Below are 20,395 nucleotides of genomic sequence, written 5' to 3' on the forward strand. Positions count from 1 at the left end.
GGTGGGCCTGCGACTCAGCAGACTTCGAAGAGTCCCGCAGCTCCCTGCCCGCCGCCGATGCACATGGTGACGACGACAAACTTCACGCCGCGACGTCGACCTTCGATCAGCGCGTGCCCGACGAGTCGGGCACCGGTCATGCCGTAGGGGTGTCCGACCGAGATGCCTCCGCCATCGACGTTGTACTTCTCCGGGTCGATGCCCAGACGGTCTCGGCAGTACAGCGCCTGGACCGCGAAGGCCTCATTGAGTTCCCACAGACCGATGTCGTCGATCGAGAGTCCGTGGGTCTTGAGCAGCTTCGGGATCGCGAAGACCGGACCGATGCCCATCTCGTCGGGATCACAGCCGGCCACGGCCATGCCCCGATAGATGCCCAGCGGCTCGAGGCCGCGACGGCTGGCCTCATCGCCCGACATGAGCACCGAGGCCGACGATCCGTCGGAGAGCTGTGAGGCGTTGCCGGCCGTGATGCTCGGCACCTTCGAGGCGACCCCGGGTTCGAGCACGGGGTTGAGTCCTGCCAGGCTCTCGAGAGTCGTCGAGGGGCGGTTGCCCTCATCGGCGTCGAGCACGACGTCCTGTCGAGAGGTCTCCTTGGTCGCCTTGTCGACGACGACCTCCGTCGTCGGCAGCGCCACGATCTCCGCATCGAACCGACCGGCCTCCTGCGCGGCGGCGGTGCGCTGCTGCGAGGACAGGGAGTACTCGTCCTGGGCTTCCCGGCTCACGCCGTAGCGCTCGGCGACCACTTCGGCGGTGGCGAGCATCGGGTAGTAGAGGCCGGGCACCTTCTCCTCAAGCCACGGATCCTTGGCCCTGAACGTGTTCATCTTGTCGTTCTGCACGAGCGACACCGACTCCACGCCGCCGCCGACGGCGATCTCCTGGCCGTCGACGAGGATCTGCTTCGCGGCCGTGGCGATCGCCATCAGACCCGAGGAGCACTGACGATCGATCGACATGCCGGGCACGGTCGTCGGCAGACCTGCGCGCAGTGCGCCCTGTCGGCCGATGTTCGTCGACTGGCTTCCCTGCTGCAGTGCGGCACCGAGGATGACGTCCTCGACCTCACCGCCTTCCAGTCCGGCCCGTTCGACGGCGTGCTTGATCGCATGACCGGCCAGCTCCTGCGCCTGGGTGTCGTTGAAGGCACCCCGGTAGGCCTTGCCGATCGGCGTCCTGGCGGTCGAGACGATGACTGCTTCTCTCATGGTTCAAACCTTTCACAGCGGTGGAGCATGGGTGGGAGTGGCCGGACCGGGTCAGGCCTTCGGGCCGCCGGCGACGTAGATGACCTGTCCGGAGACGAATCCTGCTCCTTCGGAGGCCAGGAAGGACGCGGTGTGGGCGATGTCCTCCGGCTTGCCGGAACGGGCGACCGGGATCTCCTTGGTCGCAGCGGTGACGAAGTCATCGAAGCTCACACCCACCCGCTCGGCGGTGGCCTTGGTCATATCGGTCTCGATGAAGCCGGGTGCGATAGCGTTGGCCGTGACGCCGAACTTTCCGAGTTCGATCGCCCAGGTCTTCGTCATCCCCTGAATGCCGGCCTTGGCTGCCGAGTAGTTGGTCTGCCCGCGGTTACCCAGCGCCGAGGTCGACGACATCGACACGATGCGACCGAACTTCTCCTCGACCATGTAGGACTGCACCGCCTTGGCCATGTTGAACGCTCCGCCGAGGTGCACGGAGAGGACCTTGTCGAACTCCTCGTACGTCATCTTGAACAGCAGGTTGTCGCGCAGGATGCCGGCGTTGTTGATGAGCACGGTAGGTGCGCCGAGAGTCTGGGCGACCTGGTCGACGGCGGCCTTGACCGATGACTCGTCGGAGACGTCTGCTTCGAGGCCGAGCGCCTCTCCCCCTGCCGCGGTGATGGCTGAGACGGTGTCCTCGGTCGGGCCCATATCGAGCACAGCGACCTTGAGTCCGTCCGAGCTCAGACGCTTGGCGATGGCCGCACCGATGCCGCGTCCGCCGCCGGTGACGATTGCTGTTCGAGTCATGAAGAATCTCCTTTGAATCGCTGGTTTCGTTTCACTCTAGACCATTTTCCGCGACTGAACGATTGATTGCTCAGAGTTCGGGCAACGACAATCTGCCAAGAATTATCGAACGTTCAAAAATCTTCGCCGATATGATTGACATCACATTTTGCATTTGGAAGGGTTCAAGTCAGCCAATATCGATTTCCCGTCGAGATCGGCTCCGGGACCGGTCACCGATGACACCCCGGAACCAACCGGTCTGGGCAGGCTCGTTTGCGAGTCCGTCCGCACCATTCGTGCTTTTCAAAGGAGAAAAGATGATCTCAGTCTCGCGAAACCGTTCACGCCGTCTTCTGGCGGCCGCCGTCGTCGGCACCTTCGCGCTCTCACTCGCCGCCTGTGGCGGCGGCGGTGATTCCGGCAGCGGCGATTCCGTCGTCATCGGGTACACCGGTCCCCTCAGCGGCGGCGGTGCCGCCTATGGTGAGAACGTCAAGATGGGTCTCGAGATGGCGGTCGACGATCTCAATGCCGACGGCGTCGAGATCGATGGGAACCCGGTCACGATCGAACTCAAGTCACTCGATGACAAATACGCGCCCTCGACGGCGGCCAGCAATGCCCAACGGCTGGCCGATCAGGACGAGGCGCCCGTCGTCGTGTCGCCGAACGCGGGGGCGATCAAGGCGATCCAGCAGATCAACTCCGGTCGGTCGAACTTCTTGGTCTCGGCCTATACCTCCGACCCGGCGATCGTGCAGGCCGACAATCCGCTGACGATGATGATCCCGCCCAACTTCGAGTCCTATGCCAAGCCGTTCACGGAACAGGCGATGGAGCACGGCGGGAAGAAGCTCGCCCTCCTCGGCACCCAGAGCGAATACGGTCAGCAGTGGACCAAAGCCATCACCGACGAGTGGAAGGCCTCCGACGGGGAGGTCGGCGCCGACAACAGCGTCGACTACGCCACCGTGTCCGACTTCGCCGGGCCGGTGTCCAAAGCCTTGGCCGAGAAGCCGGATGCCATGTTCGTCGGCGGACCCTCACAGCCGACCGCACTGATCATGGAAGAAGCGCGCAAGCAGGGATTCGAACGCAGCTTCATCGTCATGGACCAGGCCAAACTCAACGAAATGGCCACGGTCACCGACATCGAGAACCTCACCAAATCCGTCGGTGTGCTGCCCGTCGACGAATACGAGGACCCGGGCACAGAGGACTTCCTCACGAAGTTCGCCGACAAGGCCGGCGAAGACAAGGTCGCGACCAGCGAGACAGCCCTCAACTACCAAGGCGTGGCGATCATCGCCAAGGCCATGGAACTGGCCGGGTCGACGGACGACCCGGAGAAGATCCGCGGCTCGATCGGCGACGCCCTGGCCGAGGTCGACGACAAATACAAGGTCACGGGATTCCCGACGGAGATCACTGATCAGGGTCACCTGCTCAACCAGGAGCTCGAGGTTGCCTACCTAGACGAGGACGAGAAGTACAACAAGGTGCCCGTCGAACAGGTCTCGGACACGAAGTGACCCGACGCTCCTGATCGACCCTCAGTGATGCCCACCGTGTGATCTCGCCCTGAGCGCAGGTCGGGCGGAGCATGCCTGCCATGCTCCGCCCACCTGGCTCCATGTCTTTCGAGGACTTCCGCCAATGACTCTCTTCATCCAACAGCTCTTCAACGGGCTCGCGCTCGGGGGCGTGTACTGTCTGGCCGCCATCGGTCTGACGCTCGTCTTCGGTGTGCTGCGCATCCCGAACCTCGCCCACGGCGCTCTCTACATGCTTGGCGCCTACGTCACGTACTTCTTCCTGGCCACGCTCGGAGTGCCCTATCTGGCCGCCATCGGGATCGCCGCACTCGTCCTCTTCGTCGTCGGCGTCGGGCTCGAACGGCTCGTCTTCCACCCCCTGCGGAACTCCCCGCACACCCACCATATGATCGCCGCGGTCGGGGCGATGTTCTTCTTCCAATCACTTGCCCAGGTGATCTGGGGGGCCGACTTCAGGCGCATGGACACCCCGATCACGGGCAGCCTCCACATCCTCGGCGCGGAGATCTCCGCACAGCGGATCGTCATCATCATCACCGCCGTCGTCGTCCTCGCGCTGCTCACCTGGTTCATCAAGCGCTCCATCCACGGTCAGACGATCGAGGCGATCGAACAGGATCGCACCGGTGCGGCCCTCGTCGGGATCAATCCGAGCATGGTCTCGATGCTCACCCTCGGCCTCTCGGCGCTGCTGGCGACCATCGCCGCCGGACTGGTCTCCCCGATCAATCTGCTCTCGCCGACCATGGGCGACGCCCTCAATCTCAAGGTCTTCGCCATCATCATCCTCGGCGGACTCGGCTCACTGCCGGGAGCGATCATCGGCGGCTTCGCCCTGGCGATCGCAGAGACGATGACCTCGACGTACATCTCCTCGGCAGTCGGCGAGGCAGTGGCCTTCATCGTCCTGGTGGCGGTGCTCGCCATCAGACCCACGGGCCTCTTCACCAAGGCGGTGCAGCGATGAGCGCACTGAAGAACCCCCGGAACATCGGAACCCTGGCGCTGCTCGTCATCATCGCGGCGGCACCGCTGGCATTCGGCGATGAGAACTACATCATGCGCGTGATCACCACCGGCCTGTGCGCCGCGATCGCCGTCTACGGCATGAACATCATCCTCGGCTTCACCGGGCAGCTGTCCCTGGCTCAGGGCGGCTTCTTCGGCATCGGCGCCTACACGGTCGGACTGCTCACCACCGACTACGACTGGTCGTTCTGGTCGGCCTTCGCCCTCGCCGTGATCGGCACCGCGGTCGTCGGCTATCTCTCCGGTCTCATCGCGCTGCGGACGCGGGATGAGTACTTCGCGATCTTCACCATGGCCATCGGGTTCATCATCTATCTCACTATCAGCCGCTGGGAAGCGGTGACCCATGCCCATTCCGGGGTCAACAATGTGAAGTTCCCCGAGGCCGGCGACCTCATCGACTTCAGCGACCCGACCGCGATGTTCTACCTCGTCTTCGTCATCCTCCTCGTCTGCGTCTACATCACCTATGCGATTCGCCGCTCCGGGGTCGGACGGACGCTGCTGACCATCCGAACCAGCGAAGACCTCGCCGATGCGATCGGGGTCAAGGTGGGTCTGAGCAAGCAGCTGGCCTTCGCCGCCTCGGCCGTGTTCGGCGGGATCGGAGGCGGCCTCTACGCCTCCGTGGTCGGGTTCATCGGCCCGGATGCCGCCTCTGTGGACAAGACCTTCGAATTCCTCATGTTCATCCTCGTCGGCGGCATGGGCACGGTGGCCGGTCCGCTGATCGGCAGCATGATCGTGACGTTCCTGTTCGAGTTCTTCCAGGACTTCCAGGCCTACCGGTTCATCGTGCTCGGTCCGATCATCATCGCCCTCGTCATCTTCGCCCCGCGCGGGATCGTCGGGTACCTGGGCGGCTTCGTCGACCGACGCAACCGTCGGCGAAGAATCGCCGAGACCCGCAGCACCGACGAGGCCAGGGGCGCCGCAGAACCGATGGAGACCACCACCAGCGAGGAGACGAAATGACTCTGCTCGAAATCCGCGGACTCGGCAAACGCTTCGGCGGGCTCGACGCCGTCAAGGATGTCAGCCTCGATGTCGAGGAAGGACGCATCACCGCAGTCATCGGCCCCAACGGTGCGGGCAAGTCGACGCTGTTCAACCTCGTGCACGGGTTCTATCGCCCGAGCGCAGGAGCGGTGAGCTTCAACGGGCGCGACATCACCCACTCCTCCCCGCATGCGACCGTGGCCGAGGGCATCGCCCGCACCTTCCAGACCACCCACCTCTTCGACGACAGCACTCTGCTGGAGAACGTCCTGGCGGGCAGGATCGTCCGTTCGCGGTCGAACATCTTCGATGCGATCTTCCACACTCCGCGGCACCGGCGTGAGGCTCGGATCAACGAAGACAAGGCCCTCGAGGCGCTCGAGTACTGCGGTGTCGGGGACTACCGGCACGACCTGGCATCGAATGTGCCGCAGGAAGTGCAGAAGCGCACGGCCGTGGCCATGGCACTCGCCACCGAACCCGTGCTGATGCTCCTCGACGAGCCCGCCGGCGGAATCCCGGAGGAGGAGACTGCGGACTTCGGCAACCTCATCCGCTCGCTGCCGCAGCGGGGAGTCTCCGTCCTCCTCGTCGAACACAAGATGTCGATGATCATGGATCTCGCGGACACGATCCTCGTCCTCGACCACGGCCAGAAGCTGGCCCTGGGCACGCCAGCCGAGATCCAGTCGAATCCGGACGTGATCAAGGCCTATCTCGGATCCACGAAGCAGGAGGAGAACTGATGCTCACCCTTGAGAATGTCAGCACCGGCTATGACGCGACAGATGCCCTCCACGGTGTCAGCATCACGGCCAAGCCGGGTGAGCTCACCGTCATCCTCGGGGCCAACGGGTCCGGCAAGACCACGTTGTTCAAGACGATCAGCGGACTGCTGCGAACCCGGTCGGGCACGATCACCTACGCGGACCGGCAGATCGGGCGGGCGCGACCGAACACGATCGTCAAACGCGGAATCGCTCACTGTCCGGAGGGAAGGCACCTGTTCGGCAAGATGTCGGTCGAGAAGAATCTGCGCTTGGGCACCTACCCGCACCGGAATCGCACCCGCACCGAGGAGATCCTCGCCGAGGTGTTCGAGCTGTTCCCGATTCTCAAGGAGAAGGCGAAGCAGCCGGCAGGGTCACTCTCTGGCGGACAGCAGCAGATGGTGGCCATCGGCCGGGCACTCATGTCCGATCCGAGTCTGCTCATCCTCGACGAACCGTCGATGGGCTTGGCGCCTCTTGTGGTCGAACAGGTGCTCGAGTCCGTGGCCCAGATCAACAGCAACGGAATCGGCGTGCTGCTCAGCGAACAGAACGCCAAGGCCTCGCTGGCGATCGCCCACCGCGGCTACGTCCTCGCCGAAGGACGGGTGGTGCTTGCCGATGATGCCGCGAAACTGCTTGATAATCCGCAGGTGCAGGCCGCCTACCTCGGGCTCTGAGCGGGACGTGTCACGCTCACTCGTCGAGGAAGCGTGACACGTCCCCGGCGCCGACCCGGGCGACCTCGGGAAAGCGACCGGTGAAGTCGATGACGGAGGTCGGCACGACTCCTGGGGTGCCGGACTCGATGACGATGTCGACGTCGTTGCCGATGCGGTCGACGACATCCTCGGCGTGAGTGAGCGGATCGTCGTCATCGGGCAGCAGGAGCGTCGAGGACAGGATCGGCTCCCCCATGGCTTCGACGAGCGCCAGGGCGGTGACGTTCTGCGGAATGCGTGCGCCCACCGAGTGCTTCTTCGGGTGCATCATCCTCCGCGGCACCTCCTTCGTCGCTTTCATGATGAAGGTGAAGGGTCCGGGAGTCATCGATTTGATCGCCCGGAAGTCGGAGTTGTCGACGATGACGAACTGGCCCAGCTGGGCGAAGTCGTGGCACATGAGAGTGAAATGGTGCTTCGAGTCGAGGTTGCGGATCCGCGTGATCCGCTCGATGCCGGCCTTGTTGTCGAGCGCACAGCCGAGCGCATAGCACGAGTCGGTCGGATAGGCGATGAGGCCGCCGTCCCTCAGGGACTGCGCCGCCTGTTCGATCAAACGGTTCTGCGGGTTCTCGGGATGGATCTTCAGTAGATTCGCCATACCTCATGCTATCGACTCAGAAGCGAGAGAGCGAGAGCCCGGCCCGGTCGGTTTTCGGACAGATGTCCCTGGTCAGCCTTCGGACAGATGTCCCTGGTCAGGCCTCAGCGGGATGTTCCCGCTCGACTCTCGACAAGGCTCTTCTGGGATTCGACGCGTGCCGTCTCCGGATCCGAGGCGAGCAGGATGTTCACCCATTTCGCCCGTGGGTCCGCATCGACGAGCAGGGCCTTGAGCAGCAGGGTGGCCGGAAGCGCCAAGAGCGCACCCAGCCAGCCGAGGACCCACACCCAGAACAGCAGCGAGAGAAACGAGATCAGCGGGGTCACCCCCACGGACTCACCGGTGAACTTCGGTTGGATGATCGCTTGGATGACGAAGTTGAGCACGCTGTAGGCGATGATGACCCACAGTCCCGACTGCCATCCGCTGTCGACGAGGGCGAGCAGCGCGGGCGGAATCAGTCCGATGACGAAGCCGATGTTGGGGATGTAGTTGGTGAGGAATGCGAGCACGCCCCACACCCACACCAGCGGCACGTCGATGATCGCCAGGGCGATGACGTCGAGGAATGCGACGATGAGGCCGAAGATCGTGGCCACGACCCAGTAGCGGCGCACACCGCTGGCGAAGTCGCCCAATGATGTCGAGAACGCGGGTTTGACGTCGAGGAGCATGCGCATCCGCCGGTCGATGCCCAAGGAGTCCATGGCGACGAAGAACACGGCCATGACCACGGTCGTGAGCAGTCCGGCCACCATCGACACGTTCGTCAGCAGCGGGTAGACGGCGTCGATGATCGAGCGGACGTTGAACTGGCTGAGCTGCTGTTCGATCACCGAGGAGGTCACGCCGATGTCGGAGAGGAACGCGAGCATGTTCTGGTAGGTCGTGACGAGTTCGTTGCTGTAGCTGGGAATGAGGATGACGAGTTCGGCGACCGACCAGGCGGTGAGGCCGAAGAACGCGAGGATCATGCACAGCACCAGCACTACCGAGATGCTGGCGCCGATGGCGCGGGGCACCTTCACCCGGGTGAGGAACTTCTGCAGCGGGTAGACGACTATGTAGAAGTTCAGGGCCAGGAACACGGGGGCGATGATGTCCTGGAGTCCGCGGAAGAACATCAGGGCATATGCGACCCCGGCCAGGGTCAGTGCGATGATGAGTGCCCGCGGCAGCGGCTTCGCATGCCACGCCCGTTCGCCCGTCGGGTGCTGCTCGGCTGAGCCCGCCGAGGCGGCACCGGAGTTCGAGGTGGCACCGGCAGTCGAGTCCGCGCCGATGGTCGAGGCAACACCGACGTTCGAGTCGGCACCGAGCGCCGAATCGTCCGAGGAGAAATCCTCGCTCGAGGCGGCAGCGTCATCCCCCGCCGAGGCTGGGGCATCTGACGCATCGCCGTGCATCTGCGTGGACACTTCCTCCTGCGAGGTCTCCCCCGCTCCCTGCGTGGGATCGTCTTCGGATCCCCGCCTCACGTCCCGAGCATCATCGGTCATTCAGCGTCCTCGCCGCTTCTCCCGGATGCGCATCGACACCTCGATGGGTGTTCCCTTGAACCCGAAGGTCTCACGCAGACGCCTGACGATGTAGCGACGATAGCCGGGATCAAGGAACCCGGTGGTGAAGAGCACGAACTTCGGCGGACGCGACTGCGCCTGGGTGCCGAAGAGGATCCGCGGCTGCTTGCCGCCTCGCACCGGGTGCGGATTGGCGGCGACGAGCTCACCGAGGAAGGCGTTGAGTCGTCCCGTCGGGATGCGCGTGTCCCAGCTGGCCAGCGCCGTCTCCATCGCGGGAACGAGCTTCTCGGCATGCCGACCGGTCTTCGCGGAGATGTTCACTCGCGGAGCCCAGGCCACATGTCCCAGATCGCGTTCGATCTCACGTTCGAGGTAGAAGCGACGTTCATCGTCGAGCAGGTCCCATTTGTTGAAGGCGAGCACGACCGCACGTCCCGCCTCAGCGGCGGTGGTGACGATGCGAACGTCCTGCTCGCTCAGCGGCTCCTGGACCTCGAGGAGGACGAGGGCCACCTCGGCGCGTTCCAGCGCGGTCTGCGTCCGCAGCGCCGCATAGAAATCGGCGCCGCTGGCCTGATGGGCACGCCTGCGGATTCCTGCGGTGTCGACGAACCGCCACTGCTTCCCGCCGAGGTCGATGAGCTCATCGACCGGGTCACGGGTGGTGCCGGCGACATTGTCGACGAGCACGCGGTCGGAGCCGATCAGCTGGTTGAGCAGGGAGGACTTGCCGACGTTCGGACGTCCGACGAGAGCCACGCGACGCGGGCCGCCCTCTTCGATCCGAGTGTCGACGGCGGAGACCTCGGGCAGAACCGTGAGCACCTCGTCGAGGAGATCGGCCACTCCCCGACCGTGCAGGGCCGAGACCGTCCAGGGCTGGCCGAGGCCGAGTCCCCAGAGTTCGGCGGCCATGAGTTCGCCGCGTTCGTCGTCGACCTTGTTCGCTGCGAGGAGGACGGGCTTCTTCTTCCGTCGCAGCATCTTCACGACCATCTCATCGGTCGAGGTCGGTCCGGTCGTCGCGTCGACGACGAGGACCACGGCATCTGCCATGTCCACGGCGATCTCCGACTGGATCGCGATTCGGGAGGCCATACCCTTCGAGTCCTGATCCCAACCGCCGGTGTCGACGAGGGTGAACTCCTTGAGATTCCATTCCGCGCGGTAGCTCACCCGGTCGCGGGTGACGCCGGGAACATCCTCGACGACGGCTTCGCGGCGGCCGAGGATCCTGTTGACCAGGGTCGACTTGCCGACGTTCGGGCGTCCGACGACGGCGAGGACGGGAGCGGCCCCGAGCACCTCTTCGTCTTCGAACTCGAAGCCGCGGGCCTCGAGCAGGGCGCGGTCCTCGTCTTCGAGCTCATAGCTCTCGAGTCCGGCCTCGAGCGCGGTCGCCCGCTGCTCGGCCTCCTCGTCGCTGATGTGTTCGAGACGCTCGGCGAGGTTCTCGTCGGGGTTCTCGTGGAATTCGGGTTCGGTCATTGTGAGTCCTTCACCAGCTGCAGCACCGTCTCGACCACCTGGTCGAAGTCGATGTCGCTGGTATCGAGTGTGTAGACGCCGTCGGCGGCTTCGAGGAAGCTCGTCGTCGCCGAGTCCTTGGCGTCGCGGCCGGTGACCTGGGATTGGGTGGCGGCGATCGCCTCGGCGTCGGCATTGCCGTGCAGCTCCTTGGCCCGGCGGGCCACGCGCACCTCGTCGCGGGCGGTCATGAGGATGCGCACCTGCGCGTCAGGGGCGACGACGGTGGTGATGTCGCGGCCTTCGACGACGATGCCGTCTCCGGCCGCCGCGATGTACTGGCGCTGCATGTCGATGAGCTCTTCACGTGCGTCGACGACCGCGGAGACGGTCTGCACGTTCTCGGAGACCTCGGCTTCGCGGATCTCTTCGCTGACGTCGATGCCGTCGACGGAGACGAAGAACTCATCAGGGTCCGTCGAGATCTCGAGGTCGACCCCGCGGACCTGCTCGAGGACGTCGACGGGGTCAGTGACCCCGCGGTTGAGGCACAGCCAGGCCATCGCCCGGTACATCGCGCCGGTGTCGAGGTACTGGTAGCGAAGCCTGCGGGCCACCTCCTTGGCGGTGCTCGACTTCCCCACTCCGCTGGGCCCGTCAATGGCTACGACGCTCATGCAATTCCTTCTTTCTCGATGGCGGATTCGGGAATCTGCCATCCCTTCGACAGCAATCCGATTTCCAGCTCCTGCTGGGTGGCCGGCACCACGGAGACATCGACGATGCCGAGTCTGCGACCCGGGGCATGGTCCATCCGGAAGTCCTCGACGTTGATGCCCAGGTCGCCGATGTCGTTGAACAGCCTGGCCAGACTCCCGGGCGTGTCCGGGATGAGGATCGTGACAACAGCATAGGCGGTCGGTGCCTGTCCGTGCTTGCCCGGAATCCGATCGTGACCTTCGTTGCCCATGGCGATCGCCTTCGCGATCACCCCGGTGGCGCCCGGTCGCAGATCTCCCGAGTCGTCGCCGATCTCGAGGGCGCCGATGACCTCGTCGAGTTCCGTGCGCAGGTCGAGCAGCACCGTGCGGATCTCCTCGGCGTTGCCGGCGAGGATCTGCGTCCACAGACGCGGATCCGAAGCGGCGATCCGGGTGACATCGCGCAGTCCCTGTCCGGCCAGGGAGATCTCCTCGAGCGGCGCGTGGCGCAGCTGGGAGGCGACGAGGGAGGCGAGCACCTGCGGAACGTGGGAGACCTTCGCGACCGCGGCATCGTGGATCCGCGGATCGAGGTGGATGACGGAGCCGCCGGTGGCCTCGGCCATGGCGATGACCGCGCCGAGGCGGTCGGCCGGAGTGTTCTCATCCGAGCAGATCACCCAGGGTCGGGCGGTGAACAGGTCCGAGCGGGCGGCGATGGCCCCGGAGCGTTCCCGGCCGGCCATCGGGTGGCACCCGATGTAGCGGTCGAGATCGCGTTCGGACACCAGCGCACGCACCGAGTCGAGGAGGCGGGTCTTGATGCTCGCGACATCGGTGACCGTGGCCTCTGGGTAGGTCTCCAGCGCCGAGGCGATGACCCGGGCTGCGACGTCGGGCGGGGTCGCGACGACGACGATGTCCGGATCGGCCGCTCCCCCGGCCGCCAGCACCCCGGCGCCGAGGTCGGCGGCGAGCTGCTGGGCGGTCGGTGAGGTGTCTTCGAGGGTGACCCGGTGCTGCTGCGCGCTGAGCGCGAGCCCGAGGCTGGCACCGAGGAGCCCGGTGCCGATGATGTGGACTCTCACAATCCGACGGCCTCGAAGAGTTCGCCGACCTCGTCGGAGCGCAGCGGGCGGATCTTGCCCTGCCGCTGTTCGTCGAGGACGATCGGGCCGAACCTGGTGCGCACGAGGCGTTCGACGGGGTTGCCGACCTCTTCCATCAGCCGGCGCACGATCCGGTTCTTGCCCGAATGCAGGGTGAGTTCGACGACGGAGTGGCCGGGGGTCGAATCGACGAGCTTGAACTCATCGACCTTGGTGAAGCCGTCCTCGAGGTCCATTCCCGTCTTGAGGCGGGCACCGGCATCCTTGGCCAGCTGTCCCCTGACCTGCGCGAGGTAGGTCTTCGGGATCTCGTAGCGCGGGTGCGCCAGACGGTTGCTCAGCTCCCCGTCGTTGGTGAGCAGGATGAGGCCTTCGGTGTCGGTGTCAAGGCGTCCGACGTGGAAGAGCCGTTCGATGTTGTTGCGCGTGTAATCGGCCAGGCAGGGTCGTCCCTCGGGATCGCTCATGGTCGAGACGACTCCGGCGGGCTTGTTGAGCACGAGGTAGACCTTCTTGGTCTGTGTCGAGATTCTCACCGTGTCCACGTACACGGACTGGGTTTCCGGGTCGATTCGGGTGCCCAGCTCGGTGACGATGCTCCCGTCGACCTCGACACGTCCGTCGAGGATGAGCTGCTCGCAGGCACGACGCGACCCCAGCCCCGCCTCGGCGAGGATCTTCTGCAGGCGCACACCCCCGCTGACATGGGCATCCGATGTCTGGCCGGAGCCCGAACCCGCCTGCTTGGCAGGCTTCGAGGCGGTGCTGGCACGCTGTTTTCGGCTCGGACGGTTCTGGCGGCCGCCGGGTGCGCGGGGATCACGGTATGGACTCATAGGTCCATTCTCTCAAATCAAACGGCAACTCGTGACATCGACATCATTCTCGTGCGAGTGAGGGCTGCCCCGGGCTGCCCGGATCGTCCTCGAGGTCTTCGTCGAGCTCGTCGACGGCGGCGAGCACCTCGGTGTCTTGCGAGCCGAGTTCGGCCACGTCGGCGTCCTCGGGCAGGTAGGGGGCGAGCTCGGGCAGGTCATCGAGGCTCTTCATCCCCAGGGTGTCGAGGAAGGTCGGGGTGGTGGCGTAGAGCAGCGCCGAGGTGGTCGCTTCCTTCCCGGCTTCGACGATGAGTCCGCGCAGCAGCAGGGTCCGGATCACGCCGTCGACGCTGACCCCGCGGATCGCGGCGATGCGGGGCCGGGAGATGGGCTGCCGGTAGGCGATGACGGCGAGCGTCTCGAGGGCGGCCTGGGAGAGCTTCGCGCTCTGCCCGGAGGTGAGGAAGTCCTTGACGACCTCGTGGTAGTCACCGCGGGAGAAGATGCGGAAGCCCCCGGCGACGTGGCGGATCTCGAATCCGCGCTGCCGGTTAGTCTCGTCGCCGTCGTAGTCGGCTTTGAGGGTCGCGATCGCCTCGTCCACGGTGTCCTCGTCGAGGCCGAGGGCGGTGGCGAGCTCCGCGGTGCTCACCGCGGTGTCGGTGATCATCAGCACGGCTTCGATGCCGGCGAGCACTTCATCATCGATCATCATTCGTCCTCGCTCTCGTCCACGACGTCTCCGTCGACCGTTTCGTCCACGATGTCCTTCGCGACCGTTTCGTCCACGACTTGCCCGTCGACCGTCTCGTCCTCCTCGACGCTCCATGCGCCTTCGGTGCGCAGGTCGACTCCGTCCTCGCTGGTCTCCGTGCGGTGGATGAGCAGCGGGCCCAGCGGCTCCTCCTGGTCGAAGTCGCAGAGTCCGACCTTGAAGAGTTCGAGCAGAGCGAGGAACCGGGCGACGACGACGAGGGTGTTCTCCGCGGTCTCGAGCAGCGTCTGGAAGTCCACATCCCCGGCCCGCAGCAGGGACAGGATGTGGCCGCGCTGTTCGGAGACGCTGACCAGCGGCAGGTGGATGTGGTCGACGGCCACGCTCGGCGGGGTGTGGTCGCGTTGGAGCACGGTGGCGAAGATGCCGGCCAGCTCACCGGGGCCGATGTTGAGCTGCAGAGGTGGCAGCACGTCCTGGAACTCGGGTTCGAGGCCGACGTCCCGGGGTGCCCGGATGGAGCCGGCGGCCATCGCCTCGGCAAGGTAGCCGGACACGGACTTGTAGGCCTTGTACTGCAAGAGACGGGCGAAGAGGAGGTCGCGGGCCTCGAGGAGTTCGAGGTCGAGCACTTCCTCCCCCTCTTCGTGCGGGAGGAGTCGGGCGACCTTGAGATCGAGCAGGGTCGCGGCGACGAGGAGGAACTGGGAGATCTCGGCAAGATTCGCCCGGTCCTTGAGCTCGGTGGTGTAGGAGATGAACTCGTCGGTGACCTCGGCCAGGGCGATCTCCGTGACGTCGAGGCGACGCTTCGAGATCAGCCCGAGCAGCAGGTCGAAGGGGCCGGAGAAGTTCTCCAACTCGACCTGGAAGCCCTGCGCAGAGGTCTCGGCCGACTCGCTCGAGTCCGGGGTCTCGCCGACGGCACCGTCGCCGTCGGCCTCCCCGTTCACACTGAGGACAGTCTCGCTCAGGGTGCGCCTCCGCGGGAGATGAGCTCCCTGGCCAGCTTGCGGTAGGCCTCGGAGCCGGGGTGCTTCGGAGCGAAGCTGGTGATCGGTTCGGCCGCGACGGAGGCGTCGGGGAACTTCACGGTGCGGCTGATGACGGTGCTGAAGACCTTGTCGTCGAAGGCCTCGGTGACTCGCGACATGACCTCCTTCGAGTGCAGGGTCCGCGAGTCGAACATCGTCGCGAGGATCCCGTCGATCTCGAGCGAGGGGTTGAGGCGGTCCTGCACCTTCTCGATGGTCTCGACGAGGAGGGCGACTCCGCGGAGGGCGAAGAACTCGGTCTCGAGCGGGATGATCACTCCGTGCGCGGCGGTCAGCGCGTTGACGGTGAGCAGGCCCAGCGAGGGCTGGCAGTCGATGAGCACGACATCGTATTCGTCGGCGACCTTCGCAAGTGCCCGGGCGAGGACCTGTTCGCGGGCGACTTCACCCACGAGCTGGACCTCGGCGGCCGAGAGGTCGATGTTTGCCGGGAGGACGTCGATGTCGTCGAAGTCGGTGTCGACGATGACCTCATGCGGGTCGAGTCGAGGGTTCATCAGCAGGTTGTAGACGCTGATCTCGAGGTCGTTGGGGTTGAGTCCCAGCCCGACCGAGAGCGCCCCCTGCGGGTCGAAATCGACGAGGAGGACCTTGCGTCCGTAGGCGGCCAAAGAGGCGCCGAGGTTGATCGACGAGGTGGTCTTGCCGACCCCGCCCTTCTGGTTGACCATCGCGATGATGCGGGCGGGCCCATGCGAATCCAGCGGTGCCGGTTCGGGAAAGTCCTGTGCCTGTGCTTCAGCGGACTTCGCATTGGGGATGTCCAACGCCTGTTGCGTATTCATCACTCGGATGGCCACCTTTCGTTGCTCTTCGATCCAACCCTACCGCGCCCGAGGGTGCGAGGTCGCGTACACTTCCCGCAATGTCTCCTCGGAGACCTTCGTATAGATCTGCGTCGTCGTCACCGAGGCGTGTCCGAGCAGTTCCTGGACCACGCGGATGTCCGCCCCGCCCTCGAGCAGGTGCGTGGCGAACGAGTGTCGGAAGGTGTGCGGGGACACCTCCACTTCGAGTCCGGCGTGTGCGGCTGCGTCCTTGACGATCTGCCAGGCGCTCTGTCGTGAGAGCCGGGTGCCGCGGGCGTTGAGGAACAGTGCCCCGGCCGGTGAGTTCGCCTTCGCCTTGGCCGCCATGGTCGGACGCACCCTGGTCACCCAGGCCCCCAGGGCGGTCGCCGCATGGGAGCCGAAGGGCACGATGCGTTCCTTCCCGCCCTTGCCGTAGACGCGGACCAGCTGGGTCTCCAAGTCGAGGTCGTCGAGGTCGACGCCCACGGCCTCGGAGATCCTGGCCCCGGTCGCGTAGAGGAGTTCGAGCAGGGCTGCGGCCCGGATCTGAACCGGTTCCTCACCGGCCGTGGTGGCCAGCAGCGCTTCGATGTCATCGAGGGAGAGTGCCTTGGGCAGACGCAGTCCCTCCTGCGGCGGGCTGACCTCGGAAGCCGGGTCGGTGGGCGTGAGGTTCTCCGTGAGCGCGAAACCGTGGAAACGGCGGACCGCGACGAGGGCGCGGGCACGGGTGCGCGCCGCCAGGCCCGAGTCGAGGAGGTGGAGGGCGAAGGCTTCGATGCGCGCTCGGTCGACCTCGCCGAGGCGGCCGATCCCCTGCTCGCCCAGCCAGGTTCCGTAACGGCCGAGGTCACGGGCGTAGGCGTCGATGGAGTTCAGCGACAGGCCGCGTTCGAAGCGCAGGGAGGCCAGATAGGACTCGAAGCCCGGGCGCAGGTCACCGGGGAGGTCGGGAAGGAGTTCGGCGCCGTGCCGGGCCACGGTGGACCCTCAGTCGTCCCGGTCGGCCAAGTCGTCCCGGCCGTCGACCCCGGCACGGCCGGCCAGGTCGTCCCGGCCGTCGACGAGTCGCCGAGGTGACCCGACCTCGCGGGTGCGCGTGGGCTGGCCCGCGGCCTCGGCCTGCAGCACCCTCGAGACCTGGAGGATCGCGAGCTGGGCGATGGAGTTCGTGATCTTCCCGGCTCCGACGGCTTCGAGCGCCTCGTCGATGCTCACCCAGCGGTAGGCGAATCCTGCCTCTTCCTCGCTGCGTTCGTGGCGTTCGGCTTCGGGAACGAAGCTGAAGTCACGGGCGAGGTAGAGGCGGATGGATTCGCTGCTGCCGCCCGGGGTCAGGCAGGAGTCGCTGAGGACTTCCCAGCGGGCGGCGACGAGATCGGCCTCTTCGGCGAGTTCGCGCTGCGCCGCGTCGAAGGGGTCCTCGCCGGGAATGTCGAGCAGTCCGGCGGGCACCTCCCACAGGCGGGCGCGCACGGGATGACGGTACTGCTGAACGAGGAGGATCTCACTCTTCTCGTTCACACAGGCCACGGCCACGGCACCGGAGTGGGCCATGAGGTCGCGGACGAGCCCTTTGGCCTCCGGCAGGTCGAAGGTGTCGCGGACGATGTTCCACACGGCACCCCGGTAGACCACCTCGGAGTCGGTGATCTCCGGTGTGTACGGCTCGTCGTGCAGCTCGCCCACTCCGCTCACTGCCTCTTCAGGGCTGCGGCGACGAGGCCGGCGAAGAGCGGGTGCGGCCGCGTCGGACGGGACTTGAGCTCGGGGTGAGCCTGAGTCGAGACGTAGTACGGGTGGTCGGCGGTCGGAAGTTCGACGAACTCCACCAGCTCACCGTTCGGTGAGGTGCCCGAGAACACGAGTCCCGCCTCGGCGAGCTCATCGCGGTAGGCGTTGTTGACCTCGTAGCGGTGACGGTGGCGTTCCTGGATCTCGGTGGATCCGTAGACTCCGGCGACGACGCTGTCGTCGTCGAGCTTCGCCTCGTAGGTGCCCAGTCGCATGGTGCCGCCCAGGTCGCCTTCGCCGTCGACGATGGAGAGCTGTTCGGCCATGGTCGCGATCACCGGCACCTGCGTGTCGGGGTCGAACTCGGAGGACGAGGCCTCGTCGATGCCGGCGACGTTGCGTGCGTATTCGATGACCATGCACTGCAGGCCCAGGCACAGGCCCAGTGTCGGGATCTGGTGGGTGCGGGTGTATTCGAGCGCACCCAGCTTGCCCTCGATGCCGCGGATGCCGAAACCGCCGGGCACGCAGATCGCGTCGAGTCCGGCCAGGGCCTTCGCCGCACCCTCGGGGGTGTCGCAGTCATCGGACTGGATCCATTCGACCTTGACCCGGGCGTTGTTGGCGAAGCCGCCGTGACGCAGGGCCTCGGTCACTGACAGGTAGGCGTCGGGCAGGTCGATGTATTTGCCGACGATGCCGATGGTGACCTCATGGGCGGGGTTGTGGACGAGTTCGAGGACCCGGTCCCACTTCGTCCAGTCGACATCGCGGAAGGGCAGGTTGAGGCGGCGGATGACGTAGACGTCGAGGCCGCCGTCGTGGAGGACCTTCGGGATGTCGTAGATGCTGCGGGCGTCGACGCAGGACACGACGGCCTCGGTGTCGACATCGCAGGAGGAGGCGATCTTCGCGCGGATCGAGTCCGGCAGCTCGCGGTCGGAGCGGAGCACGATCGCATCGGGCTGGATGCCGATCGAGCGCAGCATCGCCACGGAATGCTGGGTGGGTTTGGTCTTCAGCTCTCCCGAGGGCCCGAGGTAGGGCACGAGGGAGACGTGGATGAAGAACACGTTGTCGCGGCCGACGTCGTGACGGATCTGCCGGGCCGCCTCGAGGAACGGCTGGGATTCGATGTCGCCGACGGTGCCGCCGATCTCGGTGATGATGACATCGGGCCGGTCCGCCTCGGGGCGTTCGGCCTGGGCCCGCATCCGCGACTTGATCTCATCGGTGATGTGCGGGATGACCTGGACGGTATCTCCCAGGTAGGCGCCGCGGCGCTCCTTGGCGATGACCGAGGAGTAGACCTGGCCGGTGGTGACGTTGGCCGCCCCGTCGAGGTCGTTGTCGAGGAAGCGCTCGTAGTGGCCGATGTCGAGATCGGTCTCGGCGCCGTCCTCGGTGACGAAGACCTCACCGTGCTGGAAGGGGTTCATCGTGCCGGGATCGACGTTGAGGTAGGGATCCAGCTTCTGCATGGCCACCGTGAGGCCGCGCTGAGTGAGCAGATGGCCGAGGCTCGAGGCCGTCAGTCCCTTGCCCAACGAGGAGGCGACGCCTCCCGTGACGAAGATGTGCTTTGCCGTGTTTGTGCCGCCTGGGGCAGTTCGATTCACCACGGGATTTGATTCTATCAAAGTCCGGCGGCCGATTCCGGCGTCGCGGCGACCTCGGCGTAGAGATCGAGCAGCGTCGCGGAGATCGCCGCCCCGTCCTGGACGTCGATGACCCGCTTCTTCGCGGCCACGGCCTGCGAGCCGCGACCGGCGGGATCGTCGAGAAGATGATTGATCTCACGCAGCAGCGCCTCGGTGTTGTCCGGGTCGACGCTGCGGGCGGCCTCGCCCCAGATTCCGGCGCGTCGGGCGCTGCCGATGAAGACCGCGGGCTTGGACAGCTGCATGAGGTCTTCGTGGGACAGTCCGGTCATCGACTCGCTGGCGATGACGACATCGGCGGCGGCGACGACGTCGACGAGGTCACCGGCGGCCGCGACGATGACGTCGCGGTCGGAGAACGCTCGTTCGATCGTGGAGCGGTCCTTGCCGGTGCCGGTGAGCACCGTGACGACATTGCGGTCGGGGCGCTTCTGGTTGATCTGGTCGGCGGCGTCGAGGACGGTGGCCAGTGCGGTGTGGTCGCGCAGGGCGATGGGGCTGGCGATCATCCAGGTGCCCTCGCCGATGCCGAGGTCTTTGCGCACCTCGGCACGCGGGGTGCGGACCGTCAGGTCGACGTCGATGTCGGGGTGGACGAGTTCGGCGCGTTCGACAACGGGTACCTTCTCACCGAAGTAGTCGACGACGGGTTCGGTGGTGCCGAGGATGGCGGTGGCGGTGCGGCCGACGATCTCAGCTCCGGTCTTGTCGATGACGTTCGCGGAGTCGAAGGATTCGATCGTGGCGACGACCTTCGGGTGCAGGCGGGCGGGCAGTCCCGTGAAGGCGAGGCCGGCTAGGGTGGCCGCGTGCAGGCCGTGGGCGTGGACGATGTCGACGTGCCGGTAGTGCTTGTGGAGCGTGAACGCGGTTCCGGGGTCGGCCGTCGTGAGTTTGCGCCGGGCGGTGAGTTCGATCTCACGGAAGTTGTCCGCGAGTTCCTCGGGGACTCCGAAGGTGCCCAGCAGCGACCGGTGGGCGGCGACGGCGACCTTGAACCCGGCCCGCAGATGGCCGAGCACAGCGAGTTTCGCCACTTCGACGACCGGGCCTGTGGTGTCGGCGAGCACATGCAGGATCCTGGTGTCTGCGCTCAGTGGGTGGACCTCGCCGGATTCGCTCATTTCCTCATCCTTTTCAATCGTTCGGG

Annotated in this window: 20 protein-coding genes; 5 read left to right on the forward strand and 15 right to left on the reverse strand. The window is 65.8% G+C overall.

Translation table 11 applies throughout. The features are described from left to right. Nucleotides 1–14 precede the first annotated feature (14 nt). Together CV023_RS05035 and CV023_RS05040 are read right to left on the reverse strand one after the other, a co-directional pair. Nucleotides 15–1,214, reverse strand: a complete 1,200-nt coding sequence (locus tag CV023_RS05035) for an acetyl-CoA C-acyltransferase (protein ID WP_230744330.1) — start codon at nt 1,212–1,214, stop codon at nt 15–17. A gap of 51 nt (nt 1,215–1,265) precedes the next feature. After that, nucleotides 1,266–2,009 carry an SDR family oxidoreductase gene (locus tag CV023_RS05040; protein WP_230744331.1) on the reverse strand — a complete coding sequence of 248 codons (744 nt, stop codon included), beginning with the start codon at nt 2,007–2,009 and terminating at the stop codon, nt 1,266–1,268. Between the two features lie 299 nt (nt 2,010–2,308). On the opposite strand from CV023_RS05040, the gene CV023_RS05045 reads away from it, so the two are divergent. The 5 genes from CV023_RS05045 (at nt 2,309) to CV023_RS05065 (ending at nt 7,025) form a co-directional block, all read left to right on the forward strand. Continuing rightward, a complete protein-coding gene (locus tag CV023_RS05045) occupies nt 2,309–3,523 on the forward strand; it encodes an ABC transporter substrate-binding protein (RefSeq protein ID WP_230744332.1) in 1,215 nt (404 codons plus the stop codon). Between the two features lie 124 nt (nt 3,524–3,647). Further along, nucleotides 3,648–4,514, forward strand: a complete 867-nt coding sequence (locus CV023_RS05050; RefSeq protein WP_230744333.1) for a branched-chain amino acid ABC transporter permease — start codon at nt 3,648–3,650, stop codon at nt 4,512–4,514. Next, entirely contained in the window at nt 4,511–5,551 is a 1,041-nt protein-coding gene (locus CV023_RS05055; protein WP_230744334.1) for a branched-chain amino acid ABC transporter permease, read from the forward strand. Before CV023_RS05050 ends, CV023_RS05055 begins: the two co-directional genes overlap by 4 nt. After that, the gene (locus CV023_RS05060) at nt 5,548–6,321 is read left to right on the forward strand and encodes an ABC transporter ATP-binding protein (RefSeq protein WP_230744335.1); all 774 of its coding nucleotides are present in this window, start codon (nt 5,548–5,550) and stop codon (nt 6,319–6,321) included. Before CV023_RS05055 ends, CV023_RS05060 begins: the two co-directional genes overlap by 4 nt. Beyond that, complete coding sequence (locus CV023_RS05065) at nt 6,321–7,025, forward strand: ABC transporter ATP-binding protein (protein WP_230744336.1); 705 nt, start codon at nt 6,321–6,323, stop codon at nt 7,023–7,025. Before CV023_RS05060 ends, CV023_RS05065 begins: the two co-directional genes overlap by 1 nt. A gap of 16 nt (nt 7,026–7,041) precedes the next feature. On the opposite strand, the gene CV023_RS05070 is transcribed toward CV023_RS05065, so the two are convergent. The 13 genes from CV023_RS05070 to CV023_RS18770 all read right to left on the reverse strand — a co-directional run bounded on the left by CV023_RS05070 (nt 7,042) and on the right by CV023_RS18770 (nt 20,369). Beyond that, nucleotides 7,042–7,668 carry an L-threonylcarbamoyladenylate synthase gene (locus CV023_RS05070; RefSeq protein WP_230744337.1) on the reverse strand — a complete coding sequence of 209 codons (627 nt, stop codon included), beginning with the start codon at nt 7,666–7,668 and terminating at the stop codon, nt 7,042–7,044. A gap of 104 nt (nt 7,669–7,772) precedes the next feature. After that, entirely contained in the window at nt 7,773–9,170 is a 1,398-nt protein-coding gene (locus CV023_RS05075) for an AI-2E family transporter (RefSeq protein ID WP_230744338.1), read from the reverse strand. Next, on the reverse strand, nt 9,171–10,682 hold the full coding sequence (gene der / locus CV023_RS05080) for a ribosome biogenesis GTPase Der (protein ID WP_230744339.1): 1,512 nt from the start codon (nt 10,680–10,682) through the stop codon (nt 9,171–9,173). Beyond that, the gene (cmk, locus tag CV023_RS05085) at nt 10,679–11,338 is read right to left on the reverse strand and encodes a (d)CMP kinase (protein ID WP_230744340.1); all 660 of its coding nucleotides are present in this window, start codon (nt 11,336–11,338) and stop codon (nt 10,679–10,681) included. Before cmk ends, der begins: the two co-directional genes overlap by 4 nt. Continuing rightward, entirely contained in the window at nt 11,335–12,450 is a 1,116-nt protein-coding gene (locus tag CV023_RS05090) for a prephenate dehydrogenase (protein WP_230744341.1), read from the reverse strand. The genes cmk and CV023_RS05090 overlap by 4 nt, the downstream gene beginning before the upstream one ends. Next, on the reverse strand, nt 12,447–13,307 hold the full coding sequence (locus tag CV023_RS05095; protein ID WP_230744342.1) for a pseudouridine synthase: 861 nt from the start codon (nt 13,305–13,307) through the stop codon (nt 12,447–12,449). Before CV023_RS05095 ends, CV023_RS05090 begins: the two co-directional genes overlap by 4 nt. 43 nt (nt 13,308–13,350) lie before the next feature. Then, on the reverse strand, nt 13,351–14,004 hold the full coding sequence (scpB, locus tag CV023_RS05100; RefSeq protein WP_230744343.1) for an SMC-Scp complex subunit ScpB: 654 nt from the start codon (nt 14,002–14,004) through the stop codon (nt 13,351–13,353). Further along, complete coding sequence (locus CV023_RS05105) at nt 14,001–14,957, reverse strand: segregation and condensation protein A (protein WP_230744344.1); 957 nt, start codon at nt 14,955–14,957, stop codon at nt 14,001–14,003. Before CV023_RS05105 ends, scpB begins: the two co-directional genes overlap by 4 nt. 17 nt (nt 14,958–14,974) lie before the next feature. Next, on the reverse strand, nt 14,975–15,844 hold the full coding sequence (locus tag CV023_RS05110; protein ID WP_230744345.1) for a ParA family protein: 870 nt from the start codon (nt 15,842–15,844) through the stop codon (nt 14,975–14,977). Nucleotides 15,845–15,883: 39 nt separating this feature from the next. Further along, complete coding sequence (gene xerD / locus CV023_RS05115; protein WP_230744346.1) at nt 15,884–16,831, reverse strand: site-specific tyrosine recombinase XerD; 948 nt, start codon at nt 16,829–16,831, stop codon at nt 15,884–15,886. Nucleotides 16,832–16,840: 9 nt separating this feature from the next. Next, the gene (locus CV023_RS05120) at nt 16,841–17,539 is read right to left on the reverse strand and encodes an NUDIX domain-containing protein (RefSeq protein ID WP_230744347.1); all 699 of its coding nucleotides are present in this window, start codon (nt 17,537–17,539) and stop codon (nt 16,841–16,843) included. Between the two features lie 5 nt (nt 17,540–17,544). After that, entirely contained in the window at nt 17,545–19,224 is a 1,680-nt protein-coding gene (locus CV023_RS05125; RefSeq protein WP_269067044.1) for a CTP synthase, read from the reverse strand. Next, the gene (locus CV023_RS18770; RefSeq protein WP_269067045.1) at nt 19,221–20,369 is read right to left on the reverse strand and encodes a glycosyltransferase; all 1,149 of its coding nucleotides are present in this window, start codon (nt 20,367–20,369) and stop codon (nt 19,221–19,223) included. The genes CV023_RS05125 and CV023_RS18770 overlap by 4 nt, the downstream gene beginning before the upstream one ends. Nucleotides 20,370–20,395 lie beyond the last annotated feature (26 nt).

Source organism: Brevibacterium sp. CCUG 69071, from assembly GCF_021023135.1.
Lineage (GTDB): Bacteria > Actinomycetota > Actinomycetes > Actinomycetales > Brevibacteriaceae > Brevibacterium.

What these genes read in the sequence shown, in the direction of transcription:
- CV023_RS05035 (WP_230744330.1), bottom strand. Translation starts at nt 1,214, where the DNA reads ATGAGAGAAGCAGTCATCGTCTCGACCGCCAGGACGCCGATCGGCAAG.
- CV023_RS05040 (WP_230744331.1), bottom strand. Translation starts at nt 2,009, where the DNA reads ATGACTCGAACAGCAATCGTCACCGGCGGCGGACGCGGCATCGGTGCG.
- CV023_RS05045 (WP_230744332.1), top strand. Translation starts at nt 2,309, where the DNA reads ATGATCTCAGTCTCGCGAAACCGTTCACGCCGTCTTCTGGCGGCCGCC.
- CV023_RS05050 (WP_230744333.1), top strand. Translation starts at nt 3,648, where the DNA reads ATGACTCTCTTCATCCAACAGCTCTTCAACGGGCTCGCGCTCGGGGGC.
- CV023_RS05055 (WP_230744334.1), top strand. Translation starts at nt 4,511, where the DNA reads ATGAGCGCACTGAAGAACCCCCGGAACATCGGAACCCTGGCGCTGCTC.
- CV023_RS05060 (WP_230744335.1), top strand. Translation starts at nt 5,548, where the DNA reads ATGACTCTGCTCGAAATCCGCGGACTCGGCAAACGCTTCGGCGGGCTC.
- CV023_RS05065 (WP_230744336.1), top strand. Translation starts at nt 6,321, where the DNA reads ATGCTCACCCTTGAGAATGTCAGCACCGGCTATGACGCGACAGATGCC.
- CV023_RS05070 (WP_230744337.1), bottom strand. Translation starts at nt 7,668, where the DNA reads ATGGCGAATCTACTGAAGATCCATCCCGAGAACCCGCAGAACCGTTTG.
- CV023_RS05075 (WP_230744338.1), bottom strand. Translation starts at nt 9,170, where the DNA reads ATGACCGATGATGCTCGGGACGTGAGGCGGGGATCCGAAGACGATCCC.
- der (WP_230744339.1), bottom strand. Translation starts at nt 10,682, where the DNA reads ATGACCGAACCCGAATTCCACGAGAACCCCGACGAGAACCTCGCCGAG.
- cmk (WP_230744340.1), bottom strand. Translation starts at nt 11,338, where the DNA reads ATGAGCGTCGTAGCCATTGACGGGCCCAGCGGAGTGGGGAAGTCGAGC.
- CV023_RS05095 (WP_230744342.1), bottom strand. Translation starts at nt 13,307, where the DNA reads ATGAGTCCATACCGTGATCCCCGCGCACCCGGCGGCCGCCAGAACCGT.
- scpB (WP_230744343.1), bottom strand. Translation starts at nt 14,004, where the DNA reads ATGATGATCGATGATGAAGTGCTCGCCGGCATCGAAGCCGTGCTGATG.
- CV023_RS05110 (WP_230744345.1), bottom strand. Translation starts at nt 15,844, where the DNA reads ATGAATACGCAACAGGCGTTGGACATCCCCAATGCGAAGTCCGCTGAA.
- CV023_RS18770 (WP_269067045.1), bottom strand. Translation starts at nt 20,369, where the DNA reads ATGAGCGAATCCGGCGAGGTCCACCCACTGAGCGCAGACACCAGGATC.